The 19,536-nt window shown below is 55.8% G+C and carries 16 protein-coding genes and 2 pseudogenes; 11 read left to right on the forward strand and 7 right to left on the reverse strand.

The genetic code is table 11. From position 1 onward, the window contains the following. Positions 1-40: 40 nt before the first annotated feature. Positions 41-418 (reverse strand): annotated as a pseudogene (locus ACK4S7_RS01865) (c-type cytochrome); the annotation flags it as partial. Positions 419-628: 210 nt separating this feature from the next. On the opposite strand from ACK4S7_RS01865, the gene ACK4S7_RS01870 reads away from it, so the two are divergent. Genes ACK4S7_RS01870 through ACK4S7_RS01885 form a run of 4 tightly spaced genes read left to right on the forward strand, consistent with a single transcriptional unit; the run spans position 629 to position 4,690 of the window. After that, positions 629-922 carry a c-type cytochrome gene (locus ACK4S7_RS01870; RefSeq protein ID WP_409643978.1) on the forward strand — a complete coding sequence of 98 codons (294 nt, stop codon included), beginning with the start codon at positions 629-631 and terminating at the stop codon, positions 920-922. Beyond that, positions 922-1,860 (forward strand): cytochrome c oxidase subunit II, encoded by a 939-nt coding sequence (gene coxB / locus ACK4S7_RS01875; protein WP_409643943.1) that lies wholly within the window; start codon positions 922-924, stop codon positions 1,858-1,860. The genes ACK4S7_RS01870 and coxB overlap by 1 nt, the downstream gene beginning before the upstream one ends. Beyond that, the gene (locus ACK4S7_RS01880) at positions 1,857-4,394 is read left to right on the forward strand and encodes a cbb3-type cytochrome c oxidase subunit I (RefSeq protein WP_409643945.1); all 2,538 of its coding nucleotides are present in this window, start codon (positions 1,857-1,859) and stop codon (positions 4,392-4,394) included. Before coxB ends, ACK4S7_RS01880 begins: the two co-directional genes overlap by 4 nt. 44 nt (positions 4,395-4,438) lie before the next feature. After that, positions 4,439-4,690 (forward strand): hypothetical protein, encoded by a 252-nt coding sequence (locus tag ACK4S7_RS01885; protein WP_409643947.1) that lies wholly within the window; start codon positions 4,439-4,441, stop codon positions 4,688-4,690. A gap of 205 nt (positions 4,691-4,895) precedes the next feature. On the opposite strand, the gene ACK4S7_RS01890 is transcribed toward ACK4S7_RS01885, so the two are convergent. From ACK4S7_RS01890 to ACK4S7_RS01915, 6 genes are all read right to left on the reverse strand, one after another. After that, entirely contained in the window at positions 4,896-6,731 is a 1,836-nt protein-coding gene (locus tag ACK4S7_RS01890) for a DUF885 domain-containing protein (RefSeq protein ID WP_409643949.1), read from the reverse strand. A 101-nt stretch (positions 6,732-6,832) separates the two neighbouring features. Continuing rightward, entirely contained in the window at positions 6,833-7,825 is a 993-nt protein-coding gene (locus ACK4S7_RS01895; RefSeq protein WP_409643951.1) for a methyltransferase, read from the reverse strand. 19 nt (positions 7,826-7,844) lie between these two features. After that, positions 7,845-8,648: a cyanophycinase gene (locus ACK4S7_RS01900; protein WP_409643953.1), complete on the reverse strand. Its 804-nt coding sequence runs from the start codon at positions 8,646-8,648 to the stop codon at positions 7,845-7,847. Then, positions 8,641-11,394: a cyanophycin synthetase gene (cphA, locus tag ACK4S7_RS01905; protein ID WP_409643956.1), complete on the reverse strand. Its 2,754-nt coding sequence runs from the start codon at positions 11,392-11,394 to the stop codon at positions 8,641-8,643. Before cphA ends, ACK4S7_RS01900 begins: the two co-directional genes overlap by 8 nt. A gap of 113 nt (positions 11,395-11,507) precedes the next feature. Further along, complete coding sequence (locus ACK4S7_RS01910; protein ID WP_409643958.1) at positions 11,508-11,681, reverse strand: hypothetical protein; 174 nt, start codon at positions 11,679-11,681, stop codon at positions 11,508-11,510. Between the two features lie 118 nt (positions 11,682-11,799). After that, positions 11,800-12,597 carry a citryl-CoA lyase gene (locus tag ACK4S7_RS01915; RefSeq protein WP_409643961.1) on the reverse strand — a complete coding sequence of 266 codons (798 nt, stop codon included), beginning with the start codon at positions 12,595-12,597 and terminating at the stop codon, positions 11,800-11,802. Positions 12,598-12,676: 79 nt separating this feature from the next. Between ACK4S7_RS01915 and ACK4S7_RS01920 the strand changes: the two genes are divergently transcribed. The 7 genes and pseudogenes from ACK4S7_RS01920 to ACK4S7_RS01950 all read left to right on the forward strand — a co-directional run. Then, on the forward strand, positions 12,677-13,828 hold the full coding sequence (locus ACK4S7_RS01920; protein WP_409643963.1) for a CaiB/BaiF CoA transferase family protein: 1,152 nt from the start codon (positions 12,677-12,679) through the stop codon (positions 13,826-13,828). Next, positions 13,828-14,640 (forward strand): IclR family transcriptional regulator C-terminal domain-containing protein, encoded by an 813-nt coding sequence (locus ACK4S7_RS01925; RefSeq protein WP_409643965.1) that lies wholly within the window; start codon positions 13,828-13,830, stop codon positions 14,638-14,640. Before ACK4S7_RS01920 ends, ACK4S7_RS01925 begins: the two co-directional genes overlap by 1 nt. Positions 14,641-14,742: 102 nt before the next feature. Then, a complete protein-coding gene (locus ACK4S7_RS01930; RefSeq protein WP_409643967.1) occupies positions 14,743-16,932 on the forward strand; it encodes a TonB-dependent receptor in 2,190 nt (729 codons plus the stop codon). Positions 16,933-16,942: 10 nt separating this feature from the next. Then, complete coding sequence (gene wrbA, locus ACK4S7_RS01935) at positions 16,943-17,545, forward strand: NAD(P)H:quinone oxidoreductase (protein WP_409643970.1); 603 nt, start codon at positions 16,943-16,945, stop codon at positions 17,543-17,545. A gap of 40 nt (positions 17,546-17,585) precedes the next feature. Next, positions 17,586-18,131, forward strand: a complete 546-nt coding sequence (locus ACK4S7_RS01940; protein WP_409643972.1) for a VOC family protein — start codon at positions 17,586-17,588, stop codon at positions 18,129-18,131. 9 nt (positions 18,132-18,140) lie between these two features. Beyond that, on the forward strand, positions 18,141-18,968 hold the full coding sequence (locus ACK4S7_RS01945; RefSeq protein WP_409643974.1) for an alpha/beta fold hydrolase: 828 nt from the start codon (positions 18,141-18,143) through the stop codon (positions 18,966-18,968). A gap of 1 nt (position 18,969) precedes the next feature. After that, a pseudogene (locus ACK4S7_RS01950) lies at positions 18,970-19,536 on the forward strand (epoxyalkane--coenzyme M transferase); the annotation flags it as partial.

Consider the following 19,536-nt stretch of genomic DNA (forward strand, 5'->3'; position numbering starts at 1 on the left):
TGCGCCACAGATTGAGCTGCTCCGCCAAATAAGCAGCCGGTTGTCCGGCAAGGGCAGGATTGGCTGCACCGACGCCCTCCCCCCGGTCACCATGGCAGGAGGCACAGGATGGCAATCCGCGCGCCGTGTCCCCGTCATGGTAAAGTTTCAATCGGGTCGCCGAAATGGGGGAGCCGGAGTCAAAAGGCAGGCTGGCATAATATACCGCAACGGCTTGGCGTTCGTCAGGCGCAAGCTGTTCTGTTATCCATCGCATCTGTGCATGGTAGCGGCGGCCGTCGGCGTAGGCGTCAAGCTGCCGCTCCAGATAACCGGCGTCCAACCCGGCCAGACGGGGCGAGCCGGCGCCATTACCGCGCCCGTCGAGGCCGTGACATGTGAAGCAAGCGTTGCTTGCACCCGCACCCGCACCGCCCATTGCTATAATGTGGCCATTCTCCGCAAAGCGGTCGAGCGACTTCGTGTCCGACTGATTGCAACCGGCAAGGACGGACAAGGCGAAAATTGGCAGGATTATGCGCACGCTTTGACAACACGCTTTTTGGCAGGCTTGTTCCGTGTTGGTTCGATAGCTCTGCTGCCTGCACTCATGGGGGCCTGCAAGCCGCCACCAGATGATCGTCAGTTCATGCCAAACGCCAGTGCTGAACGTGGCTATAATGTCATAGAAAGCGCCGGCTGCGGAAGCTGTCACACCATCCCAGGCCTTGATTGGCCCAAAGGCAAGGTTGGTCCAGATCTCGCAGGTTTGGCAGAGCGAGCTCTGATAGCAGGCAGGTTACCAAACCAACCGGACATTCTCGCAGCGTATATTCGTAATGCTCCGGCACTTGTCCCCGGCTCAGGCATGCCAGCCATGCCCGTGAGCAAGAGGGAGGCGCGCGACATTGCAGCCTATCTTTATGAAGCAGAGGAACCCTAATGTTCGAAGGCTGGCCACCTCCTATACTCGACCCCGCCGGTCCATATGCAAGCTCGGTGTCATTACTCAGCTGGATATTGTTTGCGATGGGCGCTGCGGTGCTGTTGATCGTACTGATTGCGGTCTACATCGCAATTTTTGGTCGAGCGAGTTTGCAGACCAAGCTTGGCGGCAAAATGGCAATTTGGGTGGGCGGCATCGCGTTTCCAGTTGTCGTGCTCACTATACTTCTCGTTTACGGGCTATCGCTCACGCGGCATTTATCGGACCCAATTGAAGGCACCGAGATGCGCGTTCGGATAACCGGCGAAATGTGGTGGTGGCGCGTCGCTTATCTTGACGCGCAGGGCCGGTCTGTAGTGCACGACGCGAACGAACTGCACATCCCGACAGGGCGACCTGTCGTGCTTGAGCTTGAATCGGCCGATGTTATCCATAGTTTCTGGGTCCCAAGGCTCTCGGGAAAGCTAGATATGATTCCGGGGCGTCGCAATTTGATGAAAATTCAGGCGGACGTTCCTGGGACTTTTGGCGGGCAATGTGCTGAATATTGTGGCGGTCCACATGCGCTCATGGGGTTCAAGGTTGTAGCGCATGACCCGGTGCAATTTGCTCGGCTCATGCAGAACCGAATGTCACGCGAGACAGCGCCCCCGTCGATCCTTGGCGGCGGCGCCCGTCTGTTTGAGACGAGTGGATGCGCGGCCTGTCACCGGATTGCCGGAACAAGTGCCAATGGTCTTGCTGGCCCCGATCTTACCCATGTCGGATCGCGGGGAACACTGGGCGCAGGCATCTTGCCTAACAATCGCGGCACTATGATGGGTTGGATAGGCAATAGCCAAGCGATAAAACCCAACAACCGCATGCCGCCATACACATTGTTGACATCAGAGCAGTTGGCTCAGCTCGCCATCTATCTCGAGGAGCAAAAATGACTTCGGAAACCGGGTTCGATCCAAAACTTTTCGACCGTTTTCCGACCAGCGAGCCGCGCCCGCAAAGCGAGTTGGACGAACTGAAACGCATTTGGGCAGCTCCTCGAGGCTGGCGTATGCTGACCATCGTGAACAATAACTATGTAGGCCTTTGGTACGTCGCCGCAGCCTTCTTATTCTTTCTCCTCGCCGGGGTGCTAGCGCTAGTGATGCGCGCACAGTTGTCACTTCCCCTGCTTGGCGTTTTGCCACAGGAAACATACAACCAGTTCTTTACGATGCATGGCACGGTCATGATGTTCCTGTTTGCCGTCCCGATTATGGAGGCGATTGGCGTCATGCTACTGCCGCAGATGCTTGCAGCACGCGATTTGCCATTTCCGAGGCTCTCTGCTTACGCATTTTGGGCTTATTTGATCGGCGGACTATGTTTCTTTGCATCGCTATTCGCAGGCCTTGCGCCAGATGGCGGCTGGTTCATGTATCCACCGCTTACCAACTCAACTTACTCGCCTGGCATCAATGCTGATTTCTGGCTGCTTGGCATCGGCTTTATTGAGATTAGTGCAATCGCAGGTGCAATTGAGATTCTGGTAGGCATTTTGAAAACGCGTGCTCCGGGCATGACGCTCGCACGTATGCCCCTATTTGCATGGGCAATGCTGGTTTTTGCAGGGATGATTCTGATCGCATTCCCGTCGGTAATTCTTGCAACGTTACTGCTGGAGCTAGAACGGGCGCTTAATTGGCCGTTCTTCGATTCAACCCGCGGTGGCGATCCGATGCTATGGCAGCATTTGTTCTGGTTCTTCGGGCACCCGGAGGTCTACATCATTTTCCTGCCGGCTGCTGGCCTCGTTTCAATGATGGTTTCCAGCCTAGCCAAGACTGAACTGGTTGGGTACCAGCTGATTGTCCTGGCACTCCTTGCAACCGGTTTCATAAGCTTCGGCGTGTGGGCTCATCATATGTTTACCACCGGCATGCCGAGCATGACCACAGGCTTCTTCGCCGCAGCGAGCATGGCAGTCAGCATTCCTGCAGGCATTCAGGTATTCAGTTGGATCGCAACGCTCGCCATCGGGAAACCCAGATATAATACACCAACTCTGTTCGTTGTTGGCGGACTGGTCACTTTCGTGATGGGCGGGCTGACAGGGGTGATGGTTGCAATGGTGCCCTTCGACTGGCAGGCGCACGATACCTATTTTATCGTCGCGCACCTGCATTATGTGTTGATCGGGGGTGCAGTTTTTCCCGTCTTCGCCGCGTTCTATTTTTGGGTCGGCATGACCAGCCGCCGTCCATTGTCGGAGCGATTGGGCAAGTGGGTTTTTTGGCTTATGTTTTCAGGTATGCACATCACTTTTCTTCCGATGCACCTGTCCGGCCTCATGGGAATGCCCCGGCGGGTATACACCTATTTACCGGGGATGCAGTGGGAATGGACTAACATGTTGTCCTCGGTTGGTGCATTCATTCTTGGCACTGGCGTCCTACTGTTTCTTGTCGATCTGATCCGCAACTTTCGTTTCACGACGGAAAATGACGCGGGCAACATATATGGTGGTGGCACGCTGGAGTGGCTGCCAACGGGGCTTTACTCAACCCGCAGCATACCCGTCATTCGTAGCATGACGCCGCTTTGGGATAATCCCAATCTGGCCAGGGAAGTCGCAGAGGGGCGCCATTTCCTTCCTTATTCCGCAACCGGGCTGCGCGAAACGCTAATTACCAGCCCAATCCGCGCCGAACCACAATATCTGCAGATCATGATGGGGCCTTCAATCTGGCCTCTGCTGGGCGCCGTTTTTACGGCCGGCTTCTTCCTGCTTCTCACGGTGCAGGCGTACTTCCTGTCGATTGTGTGCCTGCCGCTCGCAACATTTTCAATTTTGCGCTGGTTATGGGACACGGATCGGCCGGTTACCCAGAAGGAAGTTGACGTCGGCGCGGGTATCATGCTGCCTACCTATGTCACCGGACCAAGCGCCCACGGTTGGTGGGCTACTATCTGCGTCTTGGTCGTCGCGGCTATGATCTTTTTCATGGCGATTTTCGGTTATCTCTTTGTCTACGGCGTCCATCCAACTTATTGGGTAATCCCGACCGAGCGCTGGTGGGCCCTCCCGATTTCCCTCGCCTATGCGGCGGCGGCCGTCTTGGTATTTGTCGGTCGGTGGCTCCTTGGTCGTAAACGATCAACCAATTGGAGTCCAACCACAGCCTTACTATTTGCGGCACTCATGATCGTTGCTGCACTGGCGACCGACTGGTTTAGCTGGAGGGCGCAAGGCGTTGATCCCGAGCTGACCGCGCAAGGTGCATTTTCTCACGCCCTGCTTGCCCTTCAGGCGCAATTGGCCGCGGTCGTGATTTTGATGGGTGGATATCTCGCAGCGCGCACTGCACGTGGCCTGATTACCCGCCCACGCAACACGACATTCGATGTAGTGAGTCTGTTTTTACTTTACACCTGCGCACAAGGAGCGGCCACAGCGCTACTCCTGCGGTTTTTCCCCGTGAGCGTTTAGTGCAGCAATGGCGCAATCTTCTTGGTGGGCTGCTTCTATGGGCAGTGCATTTCTTCGCGGTGTATATCATCGGGAGCGTTTTTCCCGGCACCAAGACTGCTGCTTTTCTTGTCTTGGTTATCACCATCGCGATCTTGGCACTGACATTCGCACTATTTGTCAGAGCCTTCCGAGCAGGTTTGAATACGGACGATGGCCTACAACGCTGGATGACTGACCTCACCGTGCTAGGATATGCGCTGGCCGGGGTTGCAATTATCTATCAGGGTCTTCCAGCTATATTGCAGCTGATATGAAGTTTGGGACCGAGCGACCATTTATGGACATGGGATATGATGATGAGCACCGTATACCCGTTTCTGATAAAGTACCGGCGCTTGTTCCTAACTGACTGCCTCCAACGGCGTATCTTTGAAGGCCCAGTCAATTGAGCCATTGGCCTCGAAATCTTTCTTCCTGAACCCCGACGGTTGAGGATTGTCGGGACAGACAGGTTTTTTGCTACTTCTGTCCCTGAACGGCGATCCATTCGTCAACTCGGCGTTCCAGAATCGATAGCGGTTGGGAGCCAGATGCGATCAGGAGATCGTGGAAGCCTTTAATATCAAATTTTGCACCCAGTGCGGTTTCGGCCTTTTTGCGCTCTGCCATGATCTTGAGCATGCCGATCTTATAGCCTGTCGCTTGCCCCGGCAGGGTAATATAGCGGCGGACTTCGGACCGTGACCGTTGCATGGGCTGGCGGCCAGTGGTGTTCATGTAATTTACCGCTTCATCTTCGGTCCATCCGAGCGCATGGATGCCCGTATCGGTCACAAGGCGTGCCGCACGGAACAGCTCGGCGTCCAGCCGCATAAAATCCGCCGCGATATCGGGAAAGGCGTTCATTTCCTTACACAATGCCTCCGCATAAAGCGCCCAGCCCTCACCGAAAGCGACATATCCGGTAACCGAGCGGAATTTTGGTCCGCCCTTTTGCCGGACCTGAATGTCACCCTGCATATTATGGCCGGGAACTGCTTCGTGGCACATAAGCGTATAAAGCGCCGCAGGGTCCGGGGTATTGCCGACGAGATGGACATAGGTACGTGCAGGACGCGTGCCGTCCGGGCTAGGGGCTGACGCATGTGCCGCGCCACCTGCGACTTCGCTAAAGGCAGGCTCCCGAACCACCTCGATACGATAGGCGGGTAACATGCCAAAATAGGGTGGCAGCAACGTCCTGGTCTTCTCAACAAAGGCATTGGCCGTAGCGAGATACTCGGCGCGCGCCGCATCGTCATAAGGCTTAGGTGGATAAAGCTTTGCTCGCTCGGCATAAAATGCGCTTCTGTCCTTAAAACCTGCCTTTTGTGCAAGCGCGTCCTGCTCGGCCTCGATCCGGGCGACTTCCTCAAGACCAATCTTATGAATATCGTCAGCGCTATAGTCAGTCGTCGTGTTGAGCTTTAGCTCATTGGCATAATAAGCCGCGCCGCCCGGAAGCGAAATGGCGCCGACGCTGCCGCTGGGTGCTTGAGCCAAGCTATTGTTGGCCCAAGCGATGACTCGGCCATAAGCGGGCTGAAGCGCCAATATCGCAGTGCGGGCCTCGGCGAGCAGAACATCCGCGTCGCTGCGCTGTAGTTTGCCCGAAGTGACCAGCGCCTGAGTTTTGGCCTGCACATCGGCCCACAGAGCGGAATCTGGCCCTGCATCAAAGGGTGCGCCGCTAATCAGCCGCCGACTGCCCGCAATCACGGTTTCAATCTGAAATTTCGGCGCACGGATACCAGCGCCCTCGCTCGCCTTGCTCCGCTCAATAGCGATATCTAGAACAGCGGGAATTCCGCGAAGCCGTGCAATATAATTCCTCAAATCAATTACGTCGGCCACCCCGTGCGTGTTGACCAGAAAATCGGCCAATTGACTATGTGCGGAATATAGCCGCGAATAAAATGGGGGCCGGTGCATCCGGTTTGCCTGACCAATGACAGCGCGTTCAGCTTCGAGTTCCCAAATATCGTAATTTACACGCGCTTCTGGAGACAGGTCGGAACGATTGAATTTGGCCTTCATCCGCGCCACGCTAGCCTGCCGCCATTTGACCATCTCCAAGGCGGCTGAGTCGCTTATGTCATTCCAGCGGTCCCCGCCTTCCTGGATCCCGAGGCGCGTGGCCGTTTGCGGCTGCTGTGTCAAAAATTCGCTGAACTCTACATCAAGAAATGCCGTCAGGCGTGCATCTTCGCTTGCTGCCACAATAGCGGGTGAAGCGGTTTGCCCGTAAACTGTGGCGGCAGGAAATGTGAGGGTGGCAACCGAGACTGCTAGACCGATCATCAAATTTTTGTGCATGCTATCTCCACTCCATTTTCCCAACCCTATGCGGTTGCGCCATTCAAGTGAAGCGATTTGATCCGGACGCCCTGGCGCCCGCCCTTACAGATTAAATGCCGTCAACGGGCCCGATCGATGCGGATGCCGACCGCGGCGATCCTGTCGACTTCCACATAAGCATCAGTGTCCAGTTCGTCACCGAAAATGTCGGGATCAAGCAAGCTATAGCTAAGCGTGAAATCGCCCTGGGGCATCACTTGGTGAAACGCGTCAAGCACGACATCTCGCCCTGCAACGATGGATACACCAGTGTGCATCACCAGCCGCCCGCCGGGTAAAAGCTGCTTCATGCCATGCAGCGCCCAATCAACTGAAAGGCGGCCACCGTAAAGGTCACCTCCATCGCGGTATGCCCGTTGGCCTTCGTCAATCATAAAGGGCGGGTGCATGACGATGAGGTCATATTCGCTCTCAACTTCGCTTGGCAAGCTAGCCGCAACCGTATTATAATCCAGTGCGGCGTAGCGCGCGTTAATACCGGCAAGGAACAAAGCCTTGGGATTGATGTCCGCAAGAGTAAGCTTGGCTCTGGCAAACTGCGATGCCGCTGTAATGCCACCTACGCCGGCGCCCGCACCATAATCAAGTACGCGGGCACCGTCGGGCATGTCGTTTAGGTTGCGCAATATGAAGTCTGCAAAGCGATGGCTGTCCGGCCCCAGAAATACTGCGTCCTGTTGCGTGGTGGGAAAGGCGGAGTGGACAAACAATCTGCCAAAGACACGCGAAACGCGAATGTCAGCCGAAACCATTCCGTCAACAAGGCGCGCAAGCACATTGGCTTTGCCGAGACAGGCCAATATATCAGGCGGGATGCTTTCGGTGCGACAAGGGAGGCTCCACCCGAGCAAATCCATGAGGCCATGCCCCACTTGCCGGTCCGCACGTGCGACCACCCGCGCCTGCGAAGCCGGCGTTGGCGCGATAAAGTCATAGCCGACTTCGTCCAAATGATGGAGTAGCTCAAGCAAAGCGTCGGCGCGTTGCCCCTCGGCCTCGACCGGGAAAAGCTCCTGTTGGGTACTGGGTATAGGGATATTAACAAGAGCCATTAATGTGTCCTTACTGCGTCTAATCGGCGGTTTCATGTTTCGCTGGCCGACGGGAGATGAGGTTGAAACGGTCCCCCGCGCTGAGCGCATGGAGCGTGACATCGTGCATCGACAACACGCTGTCCGGCTCTGTTTCGGCGATGTTGGAATGGCTCAATCGGGCCGCATCGACAATCGTCACCCCGCCCGCGCCAATAACATCAAAATCCTCACCTTTAACGACAATCGCGGTGTCTTCGTCTACACCGATGCCAAGCAAGCGCGGATTGTGCGCAACTGCACCAAGCAACCTTCCGATGCGCCCGCGTTCCGCAAAATGCTGGTCAATCATAACGCCCGGAATTAACCCAAGGCCTGGCGCCATGTGCATATCGCCGATGCGGTAGGATTCCTGCCCTGCGCCGGTGATCAACATCGTTTCCCCTTGCGCGGATGCACCTGCCGAGGTGCCGGCAATAACTCCGCCGCGCCGGTGAAGGTCATGCACCATGGCCTCAAGCGGGGTATCCCCAATCTGGCTGACAATGCGCAGCTGGTCGCCACCGGTAAAAAATATGCCTGCTGCATTTTCAAGCATCTGGCTTTTTGACCCGTCCATAGCCTCAGCCCGATCCTTGACGTACAGTTCAACCAGATCGGCCACGCCGAGGGCATCAAAAGCATTGCAATAGCTCTCGAAATAGCCTTCTCGAGCATGACTTGCGATGGTGGCGACCACCAGCCGTCCGCCGTCCAAATATTCTGCAATGGCGCACAATATTTCCCGTTCGCCGCCTTTGTCCTCGTGCCCGCCAATCACAAACAGTGGCCCGCCTTCAGCCATGGCTGATCCGTCCTTCCAAGGAGGTTTCGTGGGCGATTTGTAAAAGGCCACCTTGCGGCGCAGTTTCATATTGCGGAGGTGGCGCTTCTGCAAAGTCCGTTACCCGTTGCCAGATAGCCTCGACTTCAGTCGGCATGAGCACGACCATATCTCCCAATCGTGCGTTGCGTAGGCAGGCATCAGTCGCCTCCTCTTCATTAAGAAGGCGGTGGACGCGGTGCTCGGGCATTCCCGTCGAAAGCGCACCGTGCGCCATCAGTGCGTTTATCGTGCCGGCTGGGCGACCACGACCATCGGGTGCTTCGCGGAACATAATCTCGTCGAAAATCCCTGCGGCAAGGACGCCCATTTCCACCAGATCGCTGTCACGTCGGTCGCCGGGAATGCTTACCATGCCAAAGACGCGGCCGCCGTCAGAACGAAGACGTTCAATCAGACGGCCAAGAGCGGCCAACGCTGCAGGGTTATGTGCATAGTCAAGGATTACACAAACGCCATGCGCCTCAAGTATGTTCAGCCTGCCAGGTGAATCTTCAAATGAGGTCGTGAACGCCATGAGCGCTTGCGCTATGATGTCGCAGCTTATGCCATAAGCAGCTGCCATTGCCGTTGCGGCCAATGCATTTAAGACGTTGAATTCTGCGGCCCCGTTTAAGGTGGAGGGCAATGCATTGGCACACACGACGGGTGTACGGGCGTCGTTGTAAAAAACGATCTCGCCCTTTTCCAAAAGGACCGCCATTCCTTTCTTGGCGAGATGGCTTTGCACCGGTTCGGTGGTTGCCGCATCGGGACGGGCGCTGAACCAGACGACCTTGCCACCTGCATGCCGCGCCATTTTGCGCGTCAGTGGGTCATCGGCGTTCAGAACGCTGTGTCCTTTGCGGCTTACGCTTTCCGACACGACTGATTTGACGCGTGCCAGATCTTCAACGGTATCGATACCTTTAAGCCCCAGATGGTCAGCGGTGACGTTCAGTACCGCCCCCACATCACAGCGACCGAAGCCAAGCCCTTCGCGCAATATGCCGCCACGCGCGGCCTCAAACACCGCAGCGTCGATGGTCGGATTGCGCAGTACCATACGGGCGCTGCGTGGGCCGCTGGCATCAACGGCTACCTGAAGATGACCGTCAATAGAGACGCCCGAGGTCGACGTCATCCCGACGCGATAACCCGCCTCACACAGAATCCGCGACACCATGCGCACGGTGGTTGATTTGCCGTTGGTTCCTGTCACTGCAAATATAGGAATTCGGCTTTGGTGTGCTTTTGGATATAACGACGCGATTATCGGGCGCGCGACATCTCGCGGTGTCCCAATTGACGGATTCAGGTGCATTCGAAGACCGGGAGCTGCGTTGACCTCGACGATGCCGCCACCATTGGTCCGAACGCTTTGGCTGATATCGGGGGACAGCATGTCAATGCCTGCAACGTCCAAACCGATGACTGCTGCCGCCTGGATAGCAATAGAGGCATTTTCAGGATGGATAACGTCTGTTCGATCGATAGCCGTTCCACCTGTCGACAGATTGGCGGTATCCCGCAGCGTGACGATTTGGCCGAGGGCGGGCACGGAATCGGGACTAAGACCTTGCTTGGCCAACATTTTGTGCGTTACGTCGTCTACAGGAATTCGCGTCAGGACATTTTCGTGGCCGTTGCCGCGCCTTGGGTCGGCATTAACGGCTTCAATCAGTGCAGCGATGGAATGAATGCCATCGCCAACCACCTGGGCGGGCACACGCTGCGCAACTGCCGCCACTTTGCCGTTCACAACAAGAATCCGGTGGTCAAAACCCGGCAGTTCCTGCTCCAATATGACGAGCCTGCTGACTTTTTTGGCGCCTAAAAACGCCGTCTGCAATGCGTTTTCGTCGCACACCCCTACAGTAACGCCGCGTCCATGATTGCCGTTTAGCGGTTTCACCACGACGGGCCAGCGGAGGCGGCGGGCAATCTGCAGAGCTTCGTCTGCGGTCCGCACGACTTCTCCGCGCGGAATTGGCAGGCCTACTTCGTGCAACAAGGTCTTTGCGGCCGCCTTGTTAGCGGCAAGCTCGGCACCGATGAGCGATGTTGCGCCCGTGACGCTGGCGCGGATGCGCTGTTGCCGACTACCATGGCCAAGCTGCAAGAGACTGGCATCGTTGAGGCGCATGACCGGAATTCCGCGTCGCTTTGCTTCCGCTGCCAGGGATGCCGTGCTCGGGCCAAGGCCGTGTGCCCGCACCAGTCGCCGCATCATCGACAGGATCGCCAGTGCATTGCATGGGTCAGTCGGCATGGCATCGGTAATGCGATCAAGACCATCGACCGATTGAAATTCAGACGGCAGCAATGATGCGACAAGGGTGATAGCCGCCCGCCCTGCCGCAAGTCCGCTTATCGGGTCGGCGTAGCAGAACAAGACATCATAGACGCCCGGCTGCCCCTTTACTGACCGTGTCTTGCCCCGCGTAACCGTCGCGCCTGCCGCGGATTGAAGTTCGATGGCCACATGTTCAATGACATGACCAAGCCACGTTCCTTCCTGCATGCGGCGGACAAGGCCCCCAGGCACGCCATAGCTACAGCCATGATTGTGCAATCCCGGCAAAACTTGAAGTAACTCAGACGTCATGGCTGGCAGCCTGTCCGTCGGCCAATATTCCAAATTGCCTAAATCAAGCCGAATACGCACCATCGGCCGAAGGCTATAGAGATTTGGCCCTGTGTAGACGCTCCTTTCGATGACACGCATCGTCGCGGGGGGAGGCGCCCCGTTTATGCCGGTTTTGGTCTGAGCGGTTGTCATGTCGATTACCGAACGATCTCGCGGGCACTGTGGGCATCGCAAAAAAGGATTTTTGTAAATTATTTCTTTTTCGACGATTCTTTGTCGCCATGCGGTTCGTTCTTTTTGGAGGTATCCGCCTTGCCGCGCGCGTTATTTCCGCCGCCCCTTCCCGTGCCGGTGCTGCCACCCGCGCCATCTCCGCCTTTGGTGGTTATCGCGCCGGGATTTCCGCCTGCACCTTTTTGCGCCATCTTTAGTCTCCTTGGTCCGCCCATTCAACGTGAGCGTCAAGACTATGTTCCGCGCAACTTTACCACCGTCCGATCATGGTTGATGATGCGTTGTCCGTTTAGAATAAGCCCAGATATTTCAGTTTTTGCCGGGGGCTTCCGGCGTGAATTCAATTTGATTGGCGGCGGCACTTGACATAATGAAGCCGATGGGCCGTTCTGTTTCTTCCTGAAGATGCGCGATGATGCTCGCGGTACGGGCAAGCAACGAAATACCCTTTAATGCAGCTAAGGGAAAGCCGACATCCAGCATGACCGCAGGGATCGCGCCGTTGACATTGATGGGCAGTGGCCGCCCAATTGCATCAGGCAAAACGTCGCGGATGGCGTACAACATGCCAATATGCTTGCCGACTATCCCATGCTCCTCGGCAAGCTGAAGCAAGAGGTTCGCGCGAGGGTCGCCGTCGGAATGTTGCGGATGTCCAAAGCCTGGAATGGGTTTTTTGTCAGCACGCAATGAGGCGAGTTTCTGTTTTGCAGTGTTGGCGGCCCCTGCACCGGTGTCCTCGGCCGCTTCAACACATTCGGCGTAGAAACGGCCAGCGACCTCAGCGCTACCCAATACGACGCTGCCGCAACCCAAAAGGCCCGCTGCAACTGCGCCGTGGAATGCCTCGGGTGCAGCAGCATATGTCATGCGCGATGCCACGACACTTGGCACCAAGCCGTGTTCGGCAATCGCCGCAAGCACTGCGTTACAGAAAAACAGTTGCGTCGGCGTAGGCAGCGTTCCGGTGACGAGCATCCAGAAATAGCTGGTGAAATCGATCTTTCCAATTACGTCATCGCACAAATCCAGACCCCGCACATTGATGCTGTGGGCGTCCGAAGTGCAGATTGATGTGAAAGGGGCGTCCTGTTTGCCAATGCGCATAGCTACTCCATATTTCGAAATTCGAAGTTGATTTCGTTATTCGAATTTTCTACGGTGAAGTCAAGTCTGGAGACATATAATGGCAAAGCCGCTCAGCAACATCACCGTTCTTGAAATGGGTACATTTATCACGGGACCGGCCGCCGGAATGTTGCTTGCCGACCTTGGTGCAACAGTCATTAAGATCGAGCAACCCAAAGTCGGCGACCCGTTTCGTGCATTTCGCGGGGAGTTGTACAGTCCCCATTTCCAGACATATAACCGAAACAAGAAAAGTATCACGTTGGATACAAGGCTGGCGGAAGATCTGGCAGTCTTTGATGCGCTTTTGGCGGACGCCGATGTATTTATCCAGAATTTCCGTCCCGGTGTAGCGGACAAGATTGGCGTTGCAGCGTCGCGATTGCAAGCGCTGAACCCGCGGCTTGTATATGCATCCATATCGGGATTCGGTACGGAAGGTCCCGACCGTGACAGGCCAGCCTTTGATACTGTTGCCCAGGCGGTTAGCGGATTTCTCCGGCTATTGGTGAATCCCGTGCATCGCCGGGTTGTTGGGCCTGCATTGGCTGATGCCACGACAGGTTTCTATGCAGCCTATGGCGTACTGGCCGCATTATATGAACGTGAGCGCACCGGCAAAGGTCGCCTGGTCGAAACGTCAATGTTTGAATCCATGGCACATTTCAACCTTGACGACTTCACCCATTATTTTTCCGATAATCAGATCATGGGGCCTTACAGCCGCCCTAATGTATCGCAATCTTATGTCTTTGAATGTTCCGACGAAGCATGGATTGCCTTGCACATGTCGTCGCCGCCAAAGTTCTGGGAAAATCTGGCCATCGCGGTGGGCCAACCTGATATGTTGAGCTTGCCGATGTTTGAAAGCCGCGAGGCGCGCATTGCAAATTACGAAAATGTCATCGGCTTTCTGGCGCCCATATTCAAAACTCGCGACCGTCAGGCATGGTGTGATATCTTGCGCGAACTGGAAGTTCCGCATGCGCCTGTAAACACCTCGCACGAGGCGATTGAATCCGAACAGGCCAAGGCGCTTCAATTGTGTATAGAGGACCGAAATGGTCCGCATGGCGTATTCCGGACAATTAGATCGCCCGTGACTTTCGACGGCGAACGTGCTCTGGAAGTGACCGCACCGCCGGTGCTTGGTGCACATGATGATGAGCTGGTAGCGCCGCTGAGAAGGGCTTTGGAAAGGTCGGATTGATGGTTAAAATCGAGAAAGACCCTGAGTATCTTTCGACACTCGAACGCGGTCTTTCCGTATTGCGTGCCTTTGACGACAAGCATCCTGAAATGCGACTGAGCGAAGTCGCGGCGGTCACTGGACTCAGCCCCGCTGTCGCCCGCCGCTGCCTCAATACCCTGGTTGCCTTGGGCTATGTTGCCCAGCATGACCGCAGCTTCCTCCTGCGGCCCGAGGTGCTGGCCTTTGGCTCGGCATTTCATTCGTCGATGCATCTTGAACAGGTTTGCGTGCCGCCCTTGCAGGCGTTGCGCGATGAAACCGGCGACAGTGCCTCGATGGTGTCATTGGCGGGCAAAGACATTCTGTATCTGGCGCATGTGTCGACGAACCGCCGTATCCGGCTGGGTGTCAATGTCGGCACGCGCTTTCCAGCGCATGCGACGTCCATGGGCAAGGTAATTATCGCATTTTTACCCGAGGCTGACATCGAAGCGTTCCTTGCCACCGCGCCGTTTGAGAAATTTACCGAGCATACCGTCGTAACCGCCGACGCCATGCGTGCACGGCTTAAGCAGATCCGCGAAAAGGGTTATGATTCCGCGTTTGATGAATTGGACTTTGGAATTGTTTCGGTCGCGGTACCGATCTTTGACGCGTCCCGGCGGCCAATCGCCGCGGTCAATTGTTCGACGTCAACGACACGCATTTCACAAGAAGAACTGATCGCGTCGCGCCTTCCGCTGTTGCGGGAGGCGGCTGCTGAAATTGAATCTGCCCTTCGGAGATTTCCGTCTCTGGCAATTGCTTTGCAGGCCGACCCCACCATATAAAAGTTCGCATATCGAACTTGACTTCGAATTTCGAAGGATATAACACCGTGTGATACGCTTCGGTGAGAGAAGGCGTTCGACATGATCCGGGGAGGATGAAGAATGGCAATCCAGTCTGCAAAATGGGCTTCTACGGCCTTAATTACCCTGATGGCTTCGGCGGCATCAGTGCCAAGCATCGCGTATGCTCAAGACGCTGCCGCTGAAGACGTACCACAGGAAATCGTTGTGAGCGCGCTGCGCCGTGACCAGAATTTGCAAGATGTGCCAGCTGCCGTAACCGCGTTCAGTGCCGAAACAATCGAAAACGCCGGTATTGAAAAGCCACTCGACTTTATCAACCTGACCTCGAACGTTAATCTGGTCGAGACGCAAAACTCGGGTAACGCCTTCATCATCATTCGCGGCATTACGCAGGCGCGCAACAGTGAGCCTTCTGTTGCAGTTGTGATAGACGGTGTGCAGCAGGTAAACCCTGCTGCCTTTAACCAGGAATTGGTGGACATCGCGCAGATTGAAGTTCTTAAAGGGCCGCAAGGTGGCCTCTATGGACGCAACGCAATCGGTGGTGCGATCATCATCACCAGCCAGAAGCCTACCGACGAGTTTTCGGGCAGCATTAAGGCTGGCATCGACAATGGTTTTGGTTGGAACGTCCGTGCAGGCATTAGCGGGCCTTTGTCCGATACCGTGAAATACCGTGTATCGGGGTCATACCGCGACACCGAAGGCTATTTGCGCAACACATTCCTGAATGAAGACGCCGATCCTGTAAAAGACCTTTCGGTGCGCGGCAATCTGCTGATTGAGCCCGGTAATGGCTGGACTGCCGATCTGCGCGCGTCTTACGCACGGCTTGAAACACAGGCTCTGTATTTCAACATCGTCAACGACGTGAACGATGTCAGTCTCCCCATCCGCGTCAATAACCGCGGCATCAACAATCGTGATATCCTGAACGTTGCTGCCAAATTTGCATATGAAGGCGACGGATTTACCGCGACCTCAATTACTTCGTATGACACGGTAAAGGAAATCCTCACCGGCGACGCATTTAACTTCCTGCCGTTTAGCGAGTCACTGCTGGTTGCAGTTTTTGGCCTTCCATTCGATCTTGCGCAAAGCCAATATCTGAATGTGAAAGCGGTCAGTCAGGAAATCCGGATTGAATCACCGAAGAATGACAAATTGTTTTGGATGTTCGGTGGCTATTATATCGATACACAGCGTTACATCTCGACCGGTAACTTGTTGGATTTCCAGCAGGGCGTGTTCCCCGTATACCGGACGCCATCGACAAACCCGGCCAGCCCCCAGTCAACATTCCTTGCGGACAGTCAGAACAACTTTGCATGGGCTGTATTCGGTAATCTGGGCTATGAATTCTCCGACCAGTTTCGCGTTGATGCGTCGCTTCGCTATGACCGCGACAAGCGCGTGAACACGACGCTGACGCCGACGGCGTTCCTGCCAAATGTTCCGGGATTTCCGCAGGGCACAACAGGACAAAAGCGTCGTGCGACTTTTGATGATTTGCAGCCAAAGGTCACATTGACCTATCAACCGAGCGACGACGTGACATTGTACGGCGGGTATAGCCGCGGGTTCCGTTCTGGTGGCTTCAACCAGACGGGCGTCGGAGGCGTAGCTGCCAGCAGTGGCATTGTCGGGGTGTCGGATATCTTCAAGGATGAGACCGCAAGCACGTTTGAAGTCGGGGTGAAGACCCGCTTGCTGGATCGTAAGCTGACACTGAACGCGGCCGCCTATTCGACATTATCGAAAAACAGCTACTTTTTTGTATTCCTCGCAGCCAACTCCACGCAGAATCTCGGCAACGTGCCGAAGACCAGGATTCAGGGTTTTGAGGTCGAAGCCAATTTCCGTCCGACGTCGGATATTCAGTTGAATGCAGCCGCTGGCTACACCTTCAGCGAGATCAAGGAATTCCCGGATGCATCCGCTATCGGAAACGAAGCGCCTCTGATTTCGCGTTACACCTATAACCTGGGCGCGCAGTTTACGCCGCAGCTTACCAATACGCTCGATGGCCTGTTCCGCGTGGATTACCGGCGCACTGGCAAAACATGGTGGGAGCCGTTCAACACCACCGTTCGCCAGCCAGTCGATCTGGTCGACGTGCGTCTTGGTGTAAACAGCGATAGCTGGAGCATGGCCGCGTTTGCCAGCAACCTTTTCAACGAAAAATACAATGCCGAATTCTCGCCCGGTGGCTTCGTCTTCAAGGCGCGCCCACGTATTTACGGGCTTGAGGCCAGCTATAAATTCTAAGGTAATCTGGATGACCAAAGTTCTCGTTCTATATTATTCCAGCTATGGCCATATCGAGGCAATGGCGGAGGCTGTTGCCGAGGGCGCACGGTCGGTTGCCGGAACCACAGTCGACATTAAGCGGGTGCCTGAACTGGTGCCTGATGAAGTCGCGGCTGCAGCGCATATCAAGGTCAATCAGGCAGCGCCCATCGCTTCGCCGGATGAACTTGCCAATTATGACGCCATCATTTTCGGGACGCCAACACGCTTCGGAAATATGGCGGCACAAATGCGCAACTTTCTTGACCAGACAGGCGGGCTTTGGTTTGCCAATGCATTGGTGGGTAAGGTCGGCAGCGTATTTTGTTCAACCGCCAGCCAGCATGGCGGGCAGGAAACCACGATCACTTCGTTCCACACCACCTTGTTGCATCACGGTATGGTGATTGTCGGCCTGCCTTATACTTTCAAAGGCAATAGCGAAATGGGCGAAATCAGCGGTGGCACGCCTTATGGCGCGACAACGCTTGCCGGCAATGACGGCAGCCGGATGCCAAGCGAAAATGAACTGGCTGGGGCGCGGTTCCAAGGCAATCATGTTGCACAGATTACCGCCAAGCTGGTAGCCTGACAGACGATTGCACAACATTAAGCGGACGAGGACGAACAGTATGAGCACGCAAATTCTAGCCAAAAGACTGCACCACACAGCCTATGTGACCAAAGATCTGGAAGCAACGCGCGCCTTTTACGAAGACGTGCTCGGTTTCCCCTTGATGGCGACCTATTGCGAAAAAGATGAATTGTTCGGCAAAGAGCGGACTTATTGCCATTGTTTTTTTGAGCTCGCCGACGGCAGCGCGCTGGCGTTCTTCCAATTTGCGGACCCCGCGGACCAAGCTGAATTCGGCCCGGAAATGCCAGAGTCCCCATTCATTCATATCGCGCTTCAGGTCGATAAAGCGGGGCAGGAAGAACTGGAGCGCCGGATTGCGGCTGCCGGATTTGTCGAGCCGCAAACCTATACGCTTGAGCATGGCTACTGCCGTTCGGTCTATGTCAAAGATCCGAACAACATGACGCTGGAGTTCACGTATGACGCGCCGGAAGCGGCGCCCCTCGATGCCCAGCGCAGGGCGGAAGCCCGCAGCGAACTAAGCCGGTGGTTGGCTGGCAATCACGCCAATAACAACCCCTTCCGGGCCATGCACGCCTGATTGCCCGTGTTGGCCAGTCGCCAGTTTGAAGGGTCAGGCGGGGTAAGCGCCGAATCATATTGGGTGCAGGTCGCAGGGGGGCAGCTTCATGTCCGTACCGCAGGCGTCGGCCCCTTGGTCATTTTCCTGCATGGCTGGACGTTGGACTGGCGTATCTGGTTGCCGCAAATGGCGCTGTTGGGCGTTCGAATGGTCATGCCGGACCGGCGTGGCTTCGGTCAATCAACTGCGCCGCCTAGCCTTGCCTTCGAACGTGATGACGTCCTCGAAATTGCCGACCATTTTGGTGCCGATGACTTTTCGTTGGTCGGTCTCTCACAAGGCGCAGCGGTGGCGTTGGACACTGCGCGCCACTATCCTGAACGGGTGAGGGCGTTGAGCCTGATCGGCGCGCCGTTGCACCATGTGGTCCATGAACCTGCAGATGCGCCGGAGATTGATCGCGCTGCCTTTGCGCAACTGGTTCGGGCAGGAAAGCTGTCGGACATGTTGGCGCAGTGGCAAACGCACACGCTTACGCAGGTTGCGCCCACTGGAGTAGAGCTGCTGCAGGATATCCTCGCGGACTATGATGGCCGTGACCAATTGGTGGACCAGAATCCGCTGGCATTTACCACGCAAGATATTGCGTCTCTGCCCATGCCTGTACTCGCTATAGCTGGCGCGCAGGATAGCGACTGGCGCAAACAGGTCGCGCACTATATTGGCAGCCATGTCCCTCACGGACAGACCGAAATTATCGCCGATGCTGGCCACCTGGCTAATGTTGACCAAGCGGGATCGGTCAATTGGCTGCTCCAGAATTTTTTGAACACGCATTTCTTAAAGGAAGTCTGACATGGCCAGCGCCGGACGTTTTCTCACCACCCATGTCGGCAGTCTGCCGCGCGAAGATGATCTAATCGAAATCATGTTTGCCAAGGAAGACGGGCTTCCCCTCGATTTGGCTGCTGTGGACGAACATATTGCCGCCGCCGTGCAATATGTCGTTGATCGCCAAGCCGAGGCAGGGCTGGACATCATCAATGACGGCGAACAGTCGAAGCCAAGCTATGCAACTTATATCAAGGACAGGCTGAACGGCTTTGGCGGCACGGGCAACAGCTTTGCTTTTCAGGACATTGAGGATTTCCCGTCCACCAAGGAGCGCGTCTTTTCCGATCCGGGCCGCAAGCATCGCAAAACCCCGGCCTGCAACGCGCCGATCACCGTCAAGGATATGACGGCGGTTGATCGTGATGCGTCGGCTTTGAATGCCGCGCTGGCGAAGCACTCGGGCAAGCAGGCATTTATGAGCGCCGCTTCGCCGGGCGTCACAGCTCTGTTTTTTCGTAACGATTATTATGACAGCGATGAAGATTATGTATTCGCTTTGGCCGAAGGGCTTCGCCACGAATATGAGGCA

It is taken from the genome of Sphingorhabdus sp., from assembly GCF_046292425.1.
Classification (GTDB): domain Bacteria; phylum Pseudomonadota; class Alphaproteobacteria; order Sphingomonadales; family Sphingomonadaceae; genus Sphingorhabdus_B.